This is a genomic window from Paracoccus sp. TOH, from assembly GCF_030388245.1.
In the GTDB taxonomy this organism is placed as follows: domain Bacteria; phylum Pseudomonadota; class Alphaproteobacteria; order Rhodobacterales; family Rhodobacteraceae; genus Paracoccus; species Paracoccus simplex.
On sequence record NZ_CP098360.1, the window covers coordinates 870487 to 888088 of the forward strand.

The window sequence follows — 17602 nt, forward strand, 5'->3', positions numbered from 1 at the left end:
GGCCGCCTAGTGCCGCGCCCCGGGCCGCGCCGCCGAGGTCAGCACCACGCGCGGCATCTCGGCCGGTTCGCGCTTGTGCAGGTTCTCGACCCGGAAGCGCAGCCGCAGCAGGTAGCGGCCGGCATCCATCTCTTGCTCGGCCTCGCCTTCCAGCTGCATGGCGAAGGCTTCGATCAGCTGGCTGCCAAGGCCGGTGCTTTCGGCCAGGCTGGCGGCGCCGACCGAGTTCTCGACCTCCAGAACCGCATGTTTCGGCCCGTCCATGCCCAGCCGCACCCGCACCCAGGGCGCGGCGCCGGGATCGGTGACGCCGGAATATTTCAGCGCATTGGTGAAGGCCTCGGTCGCCAGCAGCGTCAGCGGCACCGCCTGGTCGGGCATCAGCACCAGCGGCTCGAGCTCGGTGTCGATGCGCAGCCCGGCGCCCGGCCCGACCGAGGCATTGGCCATCTGGTTGATGATGTCGCGGATCAGCCGGTCGGCCTCGACCGAATCGAGATGCTCGGCCTGGTAGAGGTTGCGATAGATCGTCGCCAGCGAGGCCACCCGGTCCTGGACCGAGCGCAGCACCCGGCGGGCATCGTCATGCTCGATCACCCGGATCTGCATGTTGATGATCGAGGCGATCAATTGCAGGTTGTTCTTGACCCGGTGATGCACCTCTTTCAGCAGCACGGTCTTTTCGTTGACCGAAGCCTCCATCGCCTCCTCGTCGCGGATCAGGATGCGGGCCATGTTGTGGAAGGTCTGGCTCATGTCCTCGATCTCGGCCGGGGCGTCGGCCAGCACCGGCGGCGGCGCCGAGCGGTCGCCGATGGCGAAGCGGCGCATCTGGCTGCGCAGCTCGCGGATATGGCGCAGGACCAGGCGATAGACGGCGAAATAGGCCACCGCCAACGAGGCGGCCCAGAGGATCAGCGGCAGGATCAGCGCCGTGCGCCGGGTGATGTCGATGCCGGTGATGCCGGATTCGGCACGGTTCCACGAGCCCAGCGCATAGACCAGGCCCGGCACCACCGGCACGACGCTGAACACCCGGCTTTCGCCGGAATTGGAATGGTCGCGGAAGGTGGTCTCGCTGCGCGACAGCAGCGAGGTCAGCGATTTGCCGCGCGGCAACACCCGTTCGAGATCGTCCCCCGCCTCGCGGTCGGTGGACAGGATCTGGCCCTGGTTGTTGAAGGTCAGGATGCGCGCCCCGTCGGTGCCCAGGCCCGAGACATGGGTCGAGCGCAACAGGTCATGCGACATCGAGACGCTGATGAAGCCCAGAAGCTCGACCCCGCGGTAAAGCGGCTGGATGACCAGCACCACGGACTGGCCGGTGACCGGCCCGGACTGGCTGGTGGTGACCAGGGTGCCGGGGCTGTCGCGGAACTGCTGGAAGGCGGCTTCGTGCGACAGGTCGTGCACGCCCGGCACCGAGGAGCATTCCGTCACCCCGTCCAGCCGGGTGAAGCCGGCATAGACGAAATTCACCGTGCGCTGGACGAAGCCGCGCATGATGTCGGAACAGGCCTGCGGCCGGTCCATGGTTTCCAGCACCGCCGGGCCCAGCGCGTCGGCGGTGCCGAGCGCGCTTTGCAGCAGCGCGCGTTCGCCGGCGGCGGCGGTGGCGGTGCGGCCGAGCAGCGCGATTTCCGAGCTGCGCTCGTATTCGCGCGACAGGTGCAGGGTCTGGATGACCGAGATCAGGCCGATGGGCAGGATCGCCACCGACAGAAGCCCGCCGAGCCGGAAGCCCAGACCCTTGGTGAATTCCAGCCGGTCCAGAAGGCGCCGCAACACCGGGCGCCTCAGCGCAGGATCGGGGTGTTCTGCGCCATGACCGCCAGCGTGGCGCGGTCGGTCATCTCGAATTCCTCGCCTTCCTCAAGATGCAGCAGCTCGGCCAGCCGGCGGCGGCCGCGATTGGCCCGCGACTTGACGGTGCCCACCGCGACGCCGGTCATCGAGGCGGCTTCCTCGTAGGAAAAGCCCGAGGCGCCGACCAGGATCAGTGCCTCGCGCTGTTCGTCGGGCAGCTTGTCGAAGGCGGTGCGGAAATCGTTCAGCGCCAGGCGGCCGTCATGTTCGGGGCGGGTGGCCTGGCGGGCGGCATGGATGCCGTCGGTGTCGCTGACCTCGCGCCGGGTCTTGCGGCGGGCGGAATAGAAGGTGTTGCGCAGGATGGTGAACAACCAGGCGCGCAGGTTGGTGCCGGGCTGGAACTTGTCGATATGGGTCCAGGCCTTGACGATGGTGTCCTGCACCAGATCGTCGGCCGACGCCCCCTCGCGGGTGAGGGACAGGGCGAAGGCGCGCAGGGCCGGCAGATGCTCGACCAGCTCGTCCCGAGGGTCGCCATGGGCGTCGGAACGGGCGGTTTGCGCCGCTTTGCGATCGGTCATGCAGTCACTCCTGCTCGCGCAACTTGTCGAGCAATTGCAGGAACCTGTCGGGAATCTGCTGGGTCGCGTCCTGCTCGTAGACTCGGCGCAGGTTCTCGTCGATCTGCTTCTCGATGGCGGCTCGCCTGCGTTCCTCACGCCTGGTATTCATTTTTTAGTTATTCCCGATAATCTTGTGCGCACCTTGCCTAACCGTTACGTATCCGGTCAAGTTCCAAACACATGACGTCTTTTTTCGAGGTAGCCATGACCGCAGCGGATCTCGCCCAGTCCATCAGCCGAGAGCTGCCCTATCTGCGCCGCTATGCGCGCGCGCTGACCGGCAGCCAGACCGCCGGCGACAATTATGCCGCCGCCACGCTGGAGGCCATCCTGACCGATCGCAGCCTGATGGATGGCGAGGATACCCGCATCGGGCTGTTCCGCACCTTCCACGCCATCTGGCAAAGCTCGGGCCAGCCGGTGGAACAGGAGACGCAGACCCCGCGCGAGGCGCGCGCCCAGGCGCATCTGCGCGGCCTGACCCCCAATTCGCGCGAGGCGCTGCTGCTGCGCACCATCGAGGAGCTGCGCTACGACCAGATCGCCGCGGTCATGCAATGCCCGCAGGCCGAGGCCGAGGAGCTGGTGCAGATCGCCCTGAGCGAGATGGGCCAGGCGCTCTCCGGCAAGGTCATGGTGATCGAGGACGAGACCATCATCGCCATGGACCTGAGGGGCATCGTCCAGGCCATGGGTCATGAGGTGACCGGCATCGCCCGCACCCACAGCGCCGCCGTCGAGCTGGCGCATCAGAAGCGGCCGGACCTGATCCTGGCCGATATCCAGCTGGCCGACGGCTCGTCGGGCATCGACGCGGTGAACGAGCTCTTGGCCGACATGGGCGATATCCCGGTGATCTTCATCACCGCCTTCCCCGAGCGGCTGCTGACCGGCGACCGGCCGGAGCCGGCCTTCCTGATCTCGAAACCCTATTCCGAGGAGCAGGTGCGCTCGGCGGTGTCGCAGGCGATGTTCTTTGCCTCGACCGAGGGGCTGGCCGTGTCCTGAGGCGCCGCCGCGCCGGGCGGCGCGGTCGCGGGGGTATTTGACAAACGGTGAAAGCCGCGGGGCGGGTCCCCCGCCGCGCCGCGGCGGGGGATTCGGGCAAGGAAGGAGCCGTCAGGCGCCGCAGAGGGCGGCGCGGGCTTCGGCATGTTCCCGGGCCAGGCGGTCGACCAGCCCGGCGGCGGCAACCACCTCGCGCACCGCGCCGATGCCCTGGCCCGAGCCCCAGATCTGGCTCCAGGCTTTGGGGCGGGGGGAGTTTTCGTCGAAGCTCATGTCCGAGACCTCGCCGCGCTCCAGCCGGTCCGGGTCGAGCCCGGCGGCGCGGATCGAGGGCGCGAGGTAATTGCCCGAGACGCCGGTGAAAAGCGAGGAGGTGACCACGTCCTCGGCCCCGGATTCCACGATCATGCGCTTGTAGTCGGCGGGGGCATTGGCTTCCTCGGTGGCGATGAAGGGGCTGCCGACATAGGCCAGGTCCGCGCCCATGGCCTGCGCCGCCAGCACCGCGCGGCCGGTGGCGATGGCGCCCGACAAGAGCAGCGGGCCGTCGAACCAGGCGCGGATCTCCTGCACCAGCGCAAAGGGCGATTGCGGGCCGGCATGGCCGCCGGCGCCCGCCGCCACCGCGATGAGGCCGTCGGCGCCCTTCTCGATGGCCTTCCTGGCGAAGCGGTCGTTGATCACGTCATGCAGGGCGATGCCGCCGCAATCATGCGCGGCCGCGTTCACCTCGGGCCGGGCGCCGAGGCTGGTGATCCAGATCGGCACCCGATGCTTGTGGCAGATCTCGATGTCGCGCTGCAGCCGGGCGTTCGAGCGGTGCACGATCTGGTTCACCGCGAAGGGCGCCGCCGGATGATCGGGATTGGCCTGGTTGTGGCGGTCGAGTTCCTCGGCGATGCGGGTCAGCCAGGCGTCGAGCAGCGCCGGCTCGCCGTCCTTTTCGCGGGCGTTCAGCGCCGGGAAGCTGCCGACGATGCCGGCCTTGCATTGCGCGATCACCAGATCGGGGCCCGAGACGATGAACATCGGCGAGGCGACGACGGGAATGCGCAGGTTGGCAAGGATGGGCGGCAGCATGGTTTCTCCTCCGGTCGGGTCGCGGGCAGATTGCCCGCCCCCGGTCGCGCTGCCAACGGTTCCGTCGCGTCGGCTCAATAGGGCATCGGGTGGGCGCGGTGCAGCTGGTCGATGCGGCGCAGCGCCTCGTCGGACAGCACCAGGTCCAGACCGGCAAGCAGGTGGTCGAGCTGCCCCGTATCGGTGGCGCCGATGATCGGGATCGACGGGAACGGCCGCTGCCGGGTGAAGGCGATGGCCATGTGGATCGGGTCGAGCCCCAGTTCGGCCGCCAGCCGATGCCAGGCCGCGACGGCGGCGATGGCGCGGTCGGTGCGGCGGCCGCCCAGATTGCCCAGGCCGCCGGTCTCGGCATCGACCGCCGCGCGGCTGCCGGGCGGATTGCCGCCGCCCTGGTACTTGCCGGTCAGGAGCCCCGCCGCCAGCGGCGAGTAGGCGAGCAGCGTCACCCCCTCGTTCACCGCAAGCTCGGCGAGGTCGGTGTCGAAGGCGCGGTAGAGCAGGGAATATTCGTTCTGGATCGCCGCGACGCGCGGCGCGCCCAGCCGCTCGGCCGTGTCGATCCAGCGCGCCGTGCCCCAGGCGGATTCGTTCGAGAGGCCGAAGGCGCGGATCTTGCCGGCCCGGAGCAGATCCGCCGCCGCTTCCAGCACATCCGCCATATGCGCCAGCGTCGCGGCGCGGTCCTGCAGCGAGGGATCGTAGCGCCAGTTCTGGCGAAAGGCGTAGCTGCCGCGCAGCGGCCAGTGCAGCTGGTAGAGGTCGATATGATCGGTCCCGAGCCGCTTCAGCGAGGCGTCGACGGTCCGGCGCAGAATGGCCCCGTCATAGCCCTGCGGGCGGACGGTGCCGCTGGGGCCGGTGATCTTGGTGGCGATCTGCACCCGGTCGCGGCCGCCGCGCGCCGCCAGCCAGTCTCCGAGGATCTCCTCGCTGCGGCCGACGCTCTCGCGCCGGACCGGGTTCACCGGATACATCTCGGCCGTGTCGAGGAAGCTGACGCCGGCGGCCAGCGCCCGGTCCATTTGGGCATGGGCCTCGGCGGCGGCGGTCTGGTTGCCGAAGGTCATCGTGCCCAGGCAGATCCCGCTGACCGAAACGCCGCTCTCGCCAAGCTCCATCCTGTGCATCCCACCTTACCTTTTCGGATTTGGCGGAAGAGAGTGGGAGTCGAACCCACCCGGGACAGGCTCACTGCCCCAACCGGATTTGAAGTCCGGCCGCCCCACCGGGGACGCTTCTCTTCCCTGTTCACATCGCGGACCCACCCGGGCCGAACAGGTCGATCCGGTGCGGATTGATGCGACGAAGATCGCCCCGGCGCAAGGTCAGACCGAGCCGGTCGAAGAAATCCAGGATCTGGATCGCCACCTTGCGGCCATTCTGCACCCGGTCGCGAAAGGCCGGGGCGCTGAACCAGCCATCCGGGCTGGCGGCGGAAAGGTCGCGGATGATGCCGACCATCTCGATGGTGGTGGCGCGGGCGAAGAAATGGTCATGCGCGATCTGGTCGATGCGGCCCTGCCGCGCCGCCATGCGCATCATGCGGCGCAGCTCGGTCTCGTCCAGGCCGAGTTCATGGGCGAAGTCGCGGACGCGCGGCGGGCGGAAACGGTCCTCGCCGGCAAGCCGCGGCAGGATCCGCGCCAGGGTTGCCTCGTCTTCGTCCGAGAGGCGCGGCAGGTGGCCGGGCAGGCGGATGAAGGCACCGTCGAGCGCGATGCGTCCGGCCCCGGCCTCGGCGCGCAGGAAGGCGGCGAAGGCGTCCTTGGGCAGGCGCGGTTCCAGCTTCAGCCGCAGCCTTTCGCGGCCCAGGCCCTGCAGGTCGGCATTCTCGGCGTGAAAGGCGGCCAGCTCGGCCAGCATCGCCGCGCGCAGGGCGGCCAGCCGCTCGGGGGCCAGCGCCTGCCGGGTGCCGGCGATCACGGCCACGCCCGCGCCGGCGACGGCAGCGTCCAGACCGGCGGCGGCCAGTGCCCGGTCGCGGGCGAAGGCGTCGAGATCCACCGCCGCCGCCCCGGCCAGCGCCGCCAGCGCCCGGCCCGGATCGGGCAGCGCCATGGCGCGCAGCAGCGCCAGCCGCTCGGGCCGGGCGCGGCGGCGGGCGGGCGGGCGCAGGTCGATCAGGCTGCCGCCGCCGATGGTGCGCCGGGCCGAGGTGTCGCGCAGGATGAAGCGCTCGCCCCAGGCGGCGGCGACCGGGCGGTCGAGGACGATCTGCGCAAGGCCGGTCGCGCCGGGGGCGATGGGGCCTTCCAGCGGCACGATGCGGGCGCCGGTCTCGGCCGCGCCCAGATGCAGGCGGGCGGGAAACCAGGTGGCCAGCGGCTTCGGCTCGCTGTCGAGCACCCGCAGGTTGACGTCGATGCGCTGGGTCGGGGCGTGCAGGGCGGGGTCCAGCACCACGTCGCCGCGATGGATCGACTCGCGCGTCACGCCCTCGCCAGCCAGGTTCAGCGCGCAGCGCTGGCCGGCCAGGCCGGCGTCGGCCTTGCGGTTCTGGGCGTGGATGCCGCGCAGCCGGGCGGCCAGTCCCGAGGGGCTGACCGTCACATGGTCGCCAGCCGCGACCCGGCCGGAAAGCACGGTGCCGGTGACGACGGTGCCGGCGCCGGCCAGCGTGAAGCTGCGATCGACGGCCATGCGGAAGCGCGCCCCGGTGGCGCGGGTGGCGGTCTGCGCCTCGGCCTCGGCCAGGGCGGCGCGCAGGGCCGCGATCCCGGCGCCGGTCAGGGAGGAGACCGGAAAGACCGGCGCGCCGGCCAGGCCGGTCGGGGCCAGCAGCGCGGCGATCTCGGCGGTCAGCGCGACGATGCGGGCCGGCTCGGCCAGGTCGGCCTTGGTCAGCGCGACGATGCCGCGGGTGATGCCCAGCAGGTCGAGGATCGCCAGATGCTCGCGCGTTTGCGGCATGATGCCGTCATCGGCGGCGACGACCAGCAGGGCAAGGTCGATGCCGCCGGCGCCGGCCAGCATGGTGTGGACGAATTTCTCGTGCCCCGGCACGTCGACGAAGCCGGTGACGCGACCGCCGCCCAGGTCGGCATAGGCGAAGCCCAGCTCGATGGTGATGCCGCGGGCCTTTTCCTCGGCCAGCCGGTCGGCATCGGTGCCGGTCAGCACCTTCACCAGCGCGGTCTTGCCGTGGTCGATATGGCCGGCGGTCCCGACGATCATGCCAGCGCGTCGAGCAGCGCCGCGTCATCCGGCAGGCAGCGCAGGTCGAGGATCAGCGCGCCGTCATGGATGCGGCCGATGATCGGGGTCGCGAGGCCGCGCAGCCGTTCGGCCAGCGCCTCGGGCCGCGGGGTCAGGGCCAGGCCGGCGCTGGGGATGGTCTCGGTCGGCAGCGCGCCCGAGCCGATCTGGCTGGCGCAATCAATGACCGTGGCCGCGCAGCCCAGGGCCTCGGCGACGCGCGGCGCCAGCCGTTCGGCCTGGGCACGGATCTCGGCCTGCGGGCGCGACAGCAGGCGCAGCGTCGGCAGGCGCGCGGCCAGACGGTCGGGATCGCGGTAGAGGCGCAGCGTCGCCTCGGTCGCGGCAATGCGGATCTTGTCGAGGCGCAAGGCACGTTTCAGCGGGTTGCGGTTGATCGCCGCGATGATCGCGCGCCGGCCGACGATGAAGCCGGCCTGCGGACCGCCCAGCAGCTTGTCGCCGGAAAAGGTCACCACATCGGCGCCCTCGGCCACCGCCTCGGCCACGGTAGGCTCGGGCGCGAGACCCCAGCGGCGCAGATCGACCAATGTGCCCGAGCCCAGGTCGTTGACCATGGGCAGGCCCGCCGCATGGGCGAGGGCGGCCAGTTCGGGGGCGGACACCTCCTTGGTGAAACCCTCGATGCGGTAGTTCGAGGTGTGGACCTTCATCAGCAGCCCGGTCTCGGGGCCGATGGCCTCGCGGTAGTCGCGGGGATGGGTGCGGTTGGTGGTGCCGACCTCGCGCAGCTTGCAGCCGGCCTGCTCCATGATCGCCGGCATCCGGAAGGCGCCGCCGATCTCGATCAGCTCGCCGCGCGACACCACGGCCTCGCGGCCGCGGGCCAGGGTGTTCAGCACGATCAGCACGGCGGCGGCGTTGTTGTTGACCACCGTGGCGTCCTCGGCCCCGGTCAGCTCGCACAAGAGCCCGCGCAGATGGCTGTCGCGTTCACCGCGGCCGCCGCTGTCGAGGTCGAATTCCAGCGCCGCCGGGGCGCGCATGGCGATGGTGGCCGCCGCGACGGCCGCCTCGGCCAGAAGCGCCCGGCCGAGGTTGGTGTGCAGCACGGTGCCGGTCAGGTTCAGCACCGGGCGCAGCTTCGATTGCGCCTGCGCCGCCAGCCGGGCTTCGATCCCGGTCAGGATCGCCGCGTCGTCCGGCAGCGGATCGGGGCGCGCGGCGCGGATCGCGGCCAGTTCGGCCCGCAGCGCCTTCGTCACCGGCGCCCGGCCATGCGCGGCGATCAGCGCCCCGCAATCGGCCAGCAGCCGGTCCACCGAGGGCAGCGCGCGCAGGCCGCTCATCAATAGCCCGTCAGGAACGGGTTGAAACCGCCGCGCTTCCACTCGGTCTCGCGCATCATCAGATCAAGACCCAGGCTCGCCACATCGTCTGCTACAACTTCCAGGGTAGGGTTCTTGTTCTGATACAAAATCTTGACCCATTGGCCGCATTCCCGGCAGCATTCGGCCTTGACCGTCGCCTCTTCGGTCTCGACCGAGCGATAGGTGATGCCCTTGGTCGAGCCGCAGCGGGTGCATTTCACCCGCACCTCGTTCCAAAGCGTCTGGCAGGTGGCGCAGGAGCAATAGCGCGCGCCCTCGGCGCCGATGCTTTCGGTGACGAGGCTGGCGACCGGGCGGCCGCCGCAGGCCGGGCAGGTGCCGGTACGGATCGGCACCAGCTTGTCCTCGGGCAGGACCGAGGCGGCAAGCGCCGCCACGACCTGAAGCGCGGCGGCGGCGAAAAGATGCGGCGCCACGCTGTCCTCGGGGATGGTGTCGGACAGCAGGTTCGCCATCACCCAGTCGCGATCCGCAGGCCCGGCGGCGCGCAGGGCGGAAAGCGCCGCCCGCGCCGGCTGCGGCATCTCGATCGGCTCAAGCAAGGCCGACAGCCGGTCCATCGCCTGCGCCAGCGCCGCCCGCATCTCGCGGCGGTCGAGCGGCGGCATGTGCGCGGCGCGGGCAAGCTCGACCCGCTCGGCCGCCGGCGGCGCGGGCGGCGGCAGCGTGCGCGCCAGTTCCGCCTGCGCCCGGCAGATCGCGGCCAGGAAACGCAGATAGGGCGCCAGATTGGCATAATGCCCGGCGAGGAAATCGAAACGCTCGGCACGGGTCAGAAACACCGCCTCGGGGTCCGGCAGCCGCGCCAGGGGAACCTTGGCGACGCCGCCGATCATCGAGGGGTCGGGTTTGGGACTTGCTGACATCGCTTCCTTCGGGCCGACCGGCCACCTTTGGGCTCGTGCTTGCCTTACTCTGCCGGGCCGCGGTCTTCGCGTCCAGCCAGTTCACGCAGCCATTTGCGGTGATGGCGCCAGGCCCAGCCGCCGGTGACGGTGCCCTTCGTCATGGCGCGGATGGTGCCGCGGGTCCAGAACGCCGCATAGACATGCAGGATGAAGACCAGGATGATCGCCACCGCCGCCAGCGAATGCACCAGCACCGCCCAGCGCCGCAGCGGGATCGAGACGAGATGCGGAAAATACTCCTCCCAGATCATCACGCCCGAGACGATCAGCACCAGGATCAGCGCCGACATCGCCCAGAAAACGAATTTCTGCCCGGCATTGTATTTGCCCAGTTCGGGCAGCTTCTCCTCCTCGCCCTTCATCACCTCGCCGATATGCTCGACCCAGGTCACGTCCTCGGGACGCGGCAGGTTCAGCCGCCAGAGCTGCAAGAACAGCACCAGGAAGCTGAAGAACAGCAGCACGCCGACGAAGGGATGCAGCCAGCGCGTGGCCTGGCCGCCGCCGAACAGCGCCGTCAGCCCGTAAAGCGAGGGGTGGAACAGCGCCATCCCCGAGACCAGCAGCACGATCAGGCTGGCCGCGGTCAGCCAGTGGTTCGCGCGGGTGAAGCCGCGATAGCGGCTGACCGTCACCGGCGCCCTGGTTTCGATATGATCGCCCGGTTGCGAATAGAAACGCTTTTCCATCACACCCTCTCGGTCCCGGCGGGGGGATTGCTGTGATCGACCAGTTCCTCGGCCTCGCGCTCGTCCTGCGGCGACACCTGGTTGGCGCGGGTCAGAAGCCCGTGCAGGACCGAGCCGACGGCCGCCACGCCGATGGCAGCCAGGCCGACGGTCTTGGTCACGCCCTTCCAGCCGCGCACCACCGGCGAGATCTGCGGATCCTCGGGCAGGTCGGAATAAAGCGAGGGCTGGTCGGCATGATGCAGCACATAGAAGACATGCGCGCCGCCGACGCCCTGCGGGTCGTAGATGCCGGCCTTGTCATAGCCGCGCGACTTCAGATCCTCGACCCGGGCCTCGGCATGGGTCAGCATGTCCTCCTTGGTGCCGAAGACGATGGCCTGGGTCGGGCAGGCCTTGGCGCAGGCCGGGCCCTGTCCCACCGCCACCCGGTCCGAGCAGAGCGTGCATTTGTAGCTGCGATGATCGGTCTTGCTGATCCGGGGGATGTTGAAGGGGCAGCCGGTGATGCAATAGCCGCAGCCGATGCAGTTCTCGTGGATGAAATCCACGATGCCGTTGGAATATTGCACGATGGCGCCGGGGGCCGGGCAGGCCTTGAGACAGCCCGGATCGGCGCAATGCATGCAGCCGTCCTTGCGGATCAGCCATTCGAATTCGCCGCTTTCCGGGTTCTCGTATTCCGAGAACCGCATCAGCGTGAACATCTCGGGCGTCAGGTCGTGCGGGTTTTCATAGACGCCGGTGTTGTAGCCGATCTCGGGTTCGGTGTCGTTCCATTCGGCGCAGGCCGCCTGACAGGCCTTGCAGCCGATGCATTTCGACACGTCGATCAGCTTGGCCACCGGCGTCAGCTCGCGCTCGGGCGGCGGCAGATCGGGCATGGCCGAGGCGCGGACCACGTCGCCCGGCCCCAGATTGGCCTTCATCGGCTGCACCGGCGGGTTCGAGACCGCGGTGCGCGGACTGTCGAGGTTGGGGTCCATCGTCATGACACGGCCTCCCCTTCAGCGGGTTCGATATTGACGAGGAACGCCTTGAACTCGGGCGTCTGTATATTGGCGTCGCCGACGAAAGGCGTCAGGCTGTTCGGCCCGAAGCCCTTGCGCGCCGCGCCGGTGAAGCCCCAGTGCAGCGGAATCCCGACGATATGCACGGTCTTGCCGTCGCAGGTCAGCGGCCGGATGCGTTTCGTCACCACGGCCTTGGCCCAGACCTCGCCGCGGTTCGACCAGACCCGCACCTGCCCGCCGCGGGCGATGCCCTTCTCGGCCGCCAGTTCCTCGCTGATCTCGACGAAGAATTCCGGCTGCAGCGCCGCGTTGATGCGGTTGTGCTTGGTCCAGAAGTGGAAATGCTCGGTCAGTCGGTAGGAGGTGGCGACGAAGGGAAAGGCGTCGCTGGTGCCGAGTTGCTTCAGATCCTCCTCGAAGATCCGCGCCGCCGGGTTGCCCAGCAGCTCGGGGTTCAGCGGATTGGCCACCGGGCTCTCGAAGGGTTCCATATGGGTCGGGAACGGCCCGTCCACCATCAGCTTGCGCACGAACAGCCGGCCGGTGCCCTCGTTGGTCATGATGAAGGGCATCACCTCCTCGGGCCGGGCGGTCGGGGCGATGTCGGGCACGTCGTAGCCCGTCCATTTCTCGCCGTTCCATTCGATCAGCTTGCGGGCGGGATCCCAGGGCTTGCCGGACAGGTCCGCCGAGGCGCGGTTGTAGAGGATGCGCCGGTTCGCCGGCCAGGAAAAGGACCAGTTCAGGAACGTGCCGGCATCGTCGGGGTCGGAATTGTCCCGCCGGGCCATCATGTTGCCGTCCTGGGTCCAGGAGCCGGTGAAGATCCAGCAACCCGACACGGTGGTGCCGTCGTCGCGCATCACGCCGAAATTCGGCAGCAGCTCGCCGGCCCGGACCAACAGCTTGCCGGGATCCTTGGGATCGTAGAGATCGGCCAGCGCCCGGCCGTTCATCTCCTGCGCCAGTTCCTGGGCGCTGGGTTCATTGGGATCCTTGTAGTCCCAGCTGAGATTGACGATCGGGTCGGGGAAGGGCCCGCCCTCGGTCCGGTAAAGCTCGCGCACCCGCTGGAACAGGTTGCCCATGATCCAGGTGTCCTGCCGCGCCTGGCCCGGCGGGGTCGCGCCCGCCCAGTGCCATTGCAGCCAGCGGCCCGAGTTGATCGTCGCGCCCTCGTCCTCGGCGAAGCAGGTGGTGGGAAGCTCGATCACCTCGGTCTGGATCGAGGCCGGGTCCACGTCGTTGTAGATGCCATGATCCTGCCAGAAGGCGGCCGTCTCGGTCTGCAGCGGGTCCATGACCACCAGCAGCTTCAGCCGGGACAGCGCCCGCGTGACCTTGGCCCGGTTGGGAAAGGACAGCATCGGGTTGAAGCCCTGGCAGAAATAGAGGTTCACCTCTCCCTTGGCCATCATGTCGAACATGCGCAGGATGTCGTAGCTCGGCACGTCCAGCTTGGGCAGGTAGTCATAGGCCCAGTCGTTTCCGGCCGTGGCGGCATCGCCCCACATCGCCTTCTGGAACGAGACCATGAACTTGCGGTAGTTCTGCCAGTAGCTGGTCTGGCCCGGCCGCAGCGGCGCATTGCCCTTGGTGGACATATAGGTCTCGAAATCGACCTCGCTGTCGCGGGGGATGCTCAGATAGCCGGGGATCAGGTTCGACATCAGGCCGATATCGGTCAGGCCCTGGATGTTGGAATGCCCGCGCAGCGCGTTCACCCCGCCACCGCGCATGCCGATATTGCCCAGGATCAGCTGCAGCATCGCCATGCCGCGGATGTTCTGCGCACCCTTGGCGTGCTGGGTCCAGCCCAGGGCATACATCGAGGTCATGACCCGGTCCGGCGCCGAGCATTCGCCGATCGCCTGGCAGATGTGCAGGAAGCGGTCGCGGGGCGTGCCGGTCACGCGTTCGACGAATTCGGGGGTGTAGACCTCGACATGCGCCTTGAGCAGGTTCCAGACGCAGCGCGGATCCTGCAGGGTCGGGTCCACCTTGGCGAACCCGTCATCGCCCAGCTGGTATTCCCATTCGCTCATGTCATAGGCGCGCTTGTCGGCGTCATAGCCGTTGAACAGGCCCTCGCTCCAGCCATAGCCGTCCTTCACCAGGAAGGCGGCGTTGGTGTAGTGGCGGACATAGTCCCATTGCACCTTGTCGTTCTCGATGCACCAGCGGATCACGCCCATCAGGAAGGCGATGTCGGTGCCGGGGCGGATCGGGGCATAGTAATCCGCCACGCTGGCCGTGCGGGTGAAGCGCGGATCGACCACGATCAGCCGGGCGCCGCGCGTGGCCTTGGCCTCGGTCACCCATTTGAAGCCGCAGGGATGCGCCTCGGCCGCGTTCCCGCCCATGACGATCACGAGGTCGGTATTCTTGATGTCGGTCCAGGCGTTGGTCATCGCGCCACGGCCAAATGTCGGGCCCAAACTGGACACCGTGGGGCCGTGTCAGACGCGTGCCTGGTTGTCGAATCCGACGATGCCCAGCGAACGGACGACCTTGTAGGTGACCCAGGCCGTTTCGTTGGTGCTGCCCGAGGCGGCCAGGAAGCCGGTGGTGGTCCAGCGGTTGACGGTCTGGCCCTCGGCATTCCGTTCGATGAAGTTCGCGTCGCGGTCATCCTTGATGGCGCGGGCGATCTTGTCGAAGGCCTCGTCCCAGCTGATGTCCTGCCAGTCGCTGCCGCCGGGGGCGCGATAACGCGGCTTGGTGGCGCGGGTCTCGGAGCGGACGAAATCCTTCAGCGCCGACCCCTTGGGGCAAAGCGTGCCGCGGTTGGTCGGATGATCCGCATCGCCTTCGATATGGATCAGCTCGGCCTTTTCGCCGGCCTTCAGATCCCCCTTGGAATACATGATGATGCCGCAGGCGACCGAGCAATAGGTGCAGATGTTGCGCGTCTCGGTGGTCGAGGCCAGCTTGAAGGCGCGCACATGCGCCTGTTCCGCCGCCTCTGCTTCGCCGAAGCCCATGGCCCCCAGCGATGTCGCCGCGACACCCGCACCCGCCAGTTTCAGGAAACCGCGGCGTGAGAGGTCGATATTCATCGGTGCCCCCTTTTGCCTGTCGAAGAGATAGGTACAGGGTCAGGATCACCCGGTATGGTAGACATGTCAAGCATTGCAAAGAAAAGGGCGGGCCTTTCGACCCGCCCGTTTTCCCCTGAAAAACAAGGGATTTCTGTCAGGCTTGCGCCTTGGTCTGCGTCTTGGCCGAGGACTCAGACCTCGACCGAGACGGCGCCGATCGGATGCGAGCAGCAGGCCAGGATATAGCCGTCCTCGATATCCTCGTCGGTGATGCCGCCGTTATGGACCATGTGCACCTCGCCGGCGGTCTTCCTGACCTTGCAGGTGCCGCACAGGCCGAAGGTGCAGCCCGAGGGGATGTTCAGCCCGTTGGCCTTGGCCACCGCCAGCACGGTATCGGTCTCGTGGCATTTCGCCACAACGCCCGAGCTTTCGAAGGTGATCTGCGCGGCGCTGTCCTCGTCGGGAATGACGTCCTCCAGCACCGGGGCCTCGGCCTCGTTGCGGATCGGGGCGCCGAAACTTTCCTGATGGTAATGCTCCATGTCGAAGCCGAGCGCGATCAGCATGTCGCGCACCGCCTGCATGAAGGGCTCGGGCCCGCAGCAGAACACCTCGCGCTCCAGATAATCCGGGGCCATCAGGCCCAGCATGATCTGGTTCAGCCGGCCGTGATAACCGTGCCAGGTGCGGAACGGGTCGGATTCCTCGATCGTGAAACGCAGTTGCAGGCCCGGCACCCGGTCGGCCATGCCCTCCAGCCGCTGGCGGAAGATGATGTCGCTGGGGCTGCGGGCGGCATGGACGAAGACGATGTCCGGCATTTCGCCCGAATCCCAGGCCCAGGTGGTCATCGACATCACCGGGGTGATGCCCGAGCCGGCCGAGATGAACAGGTATTTCGGCGCCTCGTGCCGCACGAAGGAGAAGATCCCCGCCGGCCCGAACGCCTTGAGCCGCATGCCCGGCCGCAGGTGGTCGATCATCCAGCGCCCGCCGACGCTGCCCGGCTGCGCCTTGACCGTGACCGAGATCGACAGCGGCCGCGACGGGCTGGAGCTGATGGTGTAGGTGCGCTGCACGTTGCCGCCGGGCACCGGCAGGTCGAGCGTGACGAACTGCCCCGGCTGATAATCGAACCAGGATCCGGAGGGCGCGCGAAAGGTGAAGGTGGCGGTGTCCGATGTCTCGGGCACCACCATCACGCATTCCAGCGGCTCGTCATCCTTCCACGGCTTGTCGCCGAATGCCTTGACCAGGACCGCCATTATTCCGCCGCCATCGCCGGGCTCGGGGACAGGCGATCCAGCATCTGCCGCACATACCAGTCGACGAAATGGATCACGCCCTCTTCCTGGCTGGGCGAATAGGGGCCGGGCTCGTAGGCCGGGGACAGGATGCCCTTCTGGTTCTCCTCGACCACGCGGCGGTCCTCGTCATTGGTCGCCAGCCAGACCTCGGTCAGCTTCTGCAGATCATAGTCCACGCCTTCGACCGCGTCCTTGTGGACCAGCCATTTCGAGGTCACCTCGGTCTCGGTGGGCGAGATCGGCAGCAGCCGGAAGACGATGGCATGGTCGGGCAGGAAGTGGTTCCAGCTGGACGGGAAGTGATAGAACATCAGGCTGCCGGCGTCGCTCCACGGGATCGTGCCCATGCGCCGGTTCACCGCCGCCTTGGTGGACATGGTGAAGCTTTCGGCATTGTTCAGCAGCGGCACGCGGGCGAAGCGCCATTGCATGCCCGGATCGTTCACGAAGCGCGCCGGCAGGCCGGCCTTGTCGCAGCGGTCCCAATGCGACAGGATCTCGGGCGAGGCGGCATTCGGCCCCTCCATCACCGTCATCAGCGGGTTGTCGGAATAGGTCCGGCACAGCGAGGGGTGGCTGCCGCCGCAATGGTAGCATTCGCGGTTGTTCTCGATCACCAGCTTCCAGTTGCCCTTCTCGACGATGGTCGAGGTGAAGGCCACCTTGGCGTTCGACAGGTCGCTGGCCCCGACATAATCGCGCAGATAGCTGCCAAGATGCTCGAAATCCGGCGGATTGTCGGCCAGGCAGATGAAGACCATGCCGCCCTCGGTCCGGCAATGCACCGGCTTCAGGCTGAATTTCGACGGGTCGAAATCCGGCCCCATGTCGCGGGCGAACAGCAGCTTGCCGTCCAGGTCGTAGGTCCACTGGTGATAGGGGCAGACCAGCTTGGGCGAGGAGCCGTTCTGCTTGGGACAAAGCCGCTGGCCGCGGTGACGGCAGACATTGTGGAAGGCGCGGATCTGGCCGTCGCCGCCGCGCACGATCACGACGGGATAGGCGCCGATCTGCAAGGTAGCGTGGTTGCCGGTCTTGGGGATGTCGCAGGAGGGGATGGCGAACACCCATTCCCGATACCAGAGATTCTCCAGATCGGCGTGAAAGACGCCCTCGTCGCAGTAGAGGTCGCGGCCGAGCGAGAAGTTCTTCTGCCGGTTGGCGAGCGCGTTCAGGATTTCGGCTGTGTTCAGCATGGCATGATTCCGCTGGCTAAAGGGACGCTGTCTTCAGCATTGCACCCGTTTTGCGACTCGCAATTCTCTAAATGCGACGCTTGGGTGACGGAAACGAACCTCGGAGGGCTGCGGCGGCGCAGCCGGCGGGTTTTCCGGCCCTCGGGAGCCGGTTTCGGCCGGGCCGTTCTGCATAAGCCTGTGGATAAGCCGCGGCGACTCGGGGGGCCGGTTCTGTGGAGCGTTCGTGTCCCCCGCCGGGCCGGTGGATGACCGGCCGGAACGAGACACGAACGGCGCCGGCTTCTCCACATGTCCAAAACCTGCGAGGAAGCTTCCACATGCTGTGGACAAGAAAAATTTTCACAAACTTATCCACAGAGCATGTTCTTGCAA

Annotated in this window: 14 protein-coding genes and 1 tRNA gene; 1 reads left to right on the forward strand and 14 read right to left on the reverse strand. The window is 68.1% G+C overall.

Annotated features, from left to right (window positions below; all coding sequences use genetic code 11):
• Window positions 1-6 precede the first annotated feature (6 nt).
• Genes NBE95_RS04245 through NBE95_RS04255 form a run of 3 tightly spaced genes read right to left on the reverse strand, consistent with a single transcriptional unit; the run spans window position 7 to window position 2541 of the window.
• Window positions 7-1788, reverse strand: coding sequence for a histidine kinase dimerization/phosphoacceptor domain -containing protein (locus NBE95_RS04245; RefSeq protein ID WP_289894630.1), 1782 nt, complete (start codon window positions 1786-1788; stop codon window positions 7-9).
• 8 nt (window positions 1789-1796) lie between these two features.
• Complete coding sequence (locus tag NBE95_RS04250) at window positions 1797-2390, reverse strand: RNA polymerase sigma factor (protein ID WP_289894631.1); 594 nt, start codon at window positions 2388-2390, stop codon at window positions 1797-1799.
• A gap of 4 nt (window positions 2391-2394) precedes the next feature.
• On the reverse strand, window positions 2395-2541 hold the full coding sequence (locus NBE95_RS04255) for a NepR family anti-sigma factor (protein WP_019352327.1): 147 nt from the start codon (window positions 2539-2541) through the stop codon (window positions 2395-2397).
• Window positions 2542-2636: 95 nt separating this feature from the next.
• Between NBE95_RS04255 and NBE95_RS04260 the strand changes: the two genes are divergently transcribed.
• Window positions 2637-3440, forward strand: a complete 804-nt coding sequence (locus NBE95_RS04260) for a response regulator (RefSeq protein ID WP_289894632.1) — start codon at window positions 2637-2639, stop codon at window positions 3438-3440.
• 111 nt (window positions 3441-3551) lie between these two features.
• Here the strand turns inward: NBE95_RS04260 and NBE95_RS04265 are convergent, their stop codons facing one another.
• The 11 genes from NBE95_RS04265 to NBE95_RS04315 form a co-directional block, all read right to left on the reverse strand.
• Complete coding sequence (locus tag NBE95_RS04265; protein ID WP_289894633.1) at window positions 3552-4520, reverse strand: nitronate monooxygenase family protein; 969 nt, start codon at window positions 4518-4520, stop codon at window positions 3552-3554.
• 74 nt (window positions 4521-4594) lie between these two features.
• Complete coding sequence (locus NBE95_RS04270; protein WP_289894634.1) at window positions 4595-5650, reverse strand: aldo/keto reductase; 1056 nt, start codon at window positions 5648-5650, stop codon at window positions 4595-4597.
• Between the two features lie 21 nt (window positions 5651-5671).
• Window positions 5672-5767, reverse strand: a tRNA-Sec gene (locus tag NBE95_RS04275).
• 4 nt (window positions 5768-5771) lie between these two features.
• Window positions 5772-7697, reverse strand: coding sequence for a selenocysteine-specific translation elongation factor (selB, locus tag NBE95_RS04280; protein WP_289894635.1), 1926 nt, complete (start codon window positions 7695-7697; stop codon window positions 5772-5774).
• The gene (selA, locus tag NBE95_RS04285) at window positions 7694-9028 is read right to left on the reverse strand and encodes an L-seryl-tRNA(Sec) selenium transferase (RefSeq protein ID WP_289894636.1); all 1335 of its coding nucleotides are present in this window, start codon (window positions 9026-9028) and stop codon (window positions 7694-7696) included. Before selA ends, selB begins: the two co-directional genes overlap by 4 nt.
• The gene (fdhE, locus tag NBE95_RS04290; protein ID WP_289894637.1) at window positions 9028-9936 is read right to left on the reverse strand and encodes a formate dehydrogenase accessory protein FdhE; all 909 of its coding nucleotides are present in this window, start codon (window positions 9934-9936) and stop codon (window positions 9028-9030) included. Before fdhE ends, selA begins: the two co-directional genes overlap by 1 nt.
• 44 nt (window positions 9937-9980) lie before the next feature.
• Window positions 9981-10667, reverse strand: coding sequence for a formate dehydrogenase subunit gamma (locus NBE95_RS04295; protein ID WP_289894638.1), 687 nt, complete (start codon window positions 10665-10667; stop codon window positions 9981-9983).
• A complete protein-coding gene (gene fdxH / locus NBE95_RS04300) occupies window positions 10667-11659 on the reverse strand; it encodes a formate dehydrogenase subunit beta (protein ID WP_289894639.1) in 993 nt (330 codons plus the stop codon). The genes NBE95_RS04295 and fdxH overlap by 1 nt, the downstream gene beginning before the upstream one ends.
• The gene (gene fdnG / locus NBE95_RS04305) at window positions 11656-14739 is read right to left on the reverse strand and encodes a formate dehydrogenase-N subunit alpha (protein WP_289894640.1); all 3084 of its coding nucleotides are present in this window, start codon (window positions 14737-14739) and stop codon (window positions 11656-11658) included. Before fdnG ends, fdxH begins: the two co-directional genes overlap by 4 nt.
• A gap of 173 nt (window positions 14740-14912) precedes the next feature.
• A complete protein-coding gene (locus NBE95_RS04310; protein WP_289894641.1) occupies window positions 14913-15989 on the reverse strand; it encodes a hybrid-cluster NAD(P)-dependent oxidoreductase in 1077 nt (358 codons plus the stop codon).
• A complete protein-coding gene (locus NBE95_RS04315) occupies window positions 15989-17227 on the reverse strand; it encodes an aromatic ring-hydroxylating dioxygenase subunit alpha (RefSeq protein WP_289894642.1) in 1239 nt (412 codons plus the stop codon). The genes NBE95_RS04310 and NBE95_RS04315 overlap by 1 nt, the downstream gene beginning before the upstream one ends.
• Window positions 17228-17602: the final 375 nt, after the last annotated feature.

Excerpts from the sequence above, each read along its gene's own strand:
- NBE95_RS04260 (WP_289894632.1), top strand. The coding sequence starts at position 2,637 with ATGACCGCAGCGGATCTCGCCCAGTCCATCAGCCGAGAGCTGCCCTAT.
- fdxH (WP_289894639.1), bottom strand. The coding sequence starts at position 11,659 with ATGACGATGGACCCCAACCTCGACAGTCCGCGCACCGCGGTCTCGAAC.
- NBE95_RS04270 (WP_289894634.1), bottom strand. The coding sequence starts at position 5,650 with ATGCACAGGATGGAGCTTGGCGAGAGCGGCGTTTCGGTCAGCGGGATC.
- NBE95_RS04310 (WP_289894641.1), bottom strand. The coding sequence starts at position 15,989 with ATGGCGGTCCTGGTCAAGGCATTCGGCGACAAGCCGTGGAAGGATGAC.
- NBE95_RS04315 (WP_289894642.1), bottom strand. The coding sequence starts at position 17,227 with ATGCTGAACACAGCCGAAATCCTGAACGCGCTCGCCAACCGGCAGAAG.
- selB (WP_289894635.1), bottom strand. The coding sequence starts at position 7,697 with ATGATCGTCGGGACCGCCGGCCATATCGACCACGGCAAGACCGCGCTG.
- NBE95_RS04295 (WP_289894638.1), bottom strand. The coding sequence starts at position 10,667 with ATGGAAAAGCGTTTCTATTCGCAACCGGGCGATCATATCGAAACCAGG.
- selA (WP_289894636.1), bottom strand. The coding sequence starts at position 9,028 with ATGAGCGGCCTGCGCGCGCTGCCCTCGGTGGACCGGCTGCTGGCCGAT.
- fdhE (WP_289894637.1), bottom strand. The coding sequence starts at position 9,936 with ATGTCAGCAAGTCCCAAACCCGACCCCTCGATGATCGGCGGCGTCGCC.
- NBE95_RS04265 (WP_289894633.1), bottom strand. The coding sequence starts at position 4,520 with ATGCTGCCGCCCATCCTTGCCAACCTGCGCATTCCCGTCGTCGCCTCG.
- NBE95_RS04255 (WP_019352327.1), bottom strand. The coding sequence starts at position 2,541 with ATGAATACCAGGCGTGAGGAACGCAGGCGAGCCGCCATCGAGAAGCAG.
- NBE95_RS04250 (WP_289894631.1), bottom strand. The coding sequence starts at position 2,390 with ATGACCGATCGCAAAGCGGCGCAAACCGCCCGTTCCGACGCCCATGGC.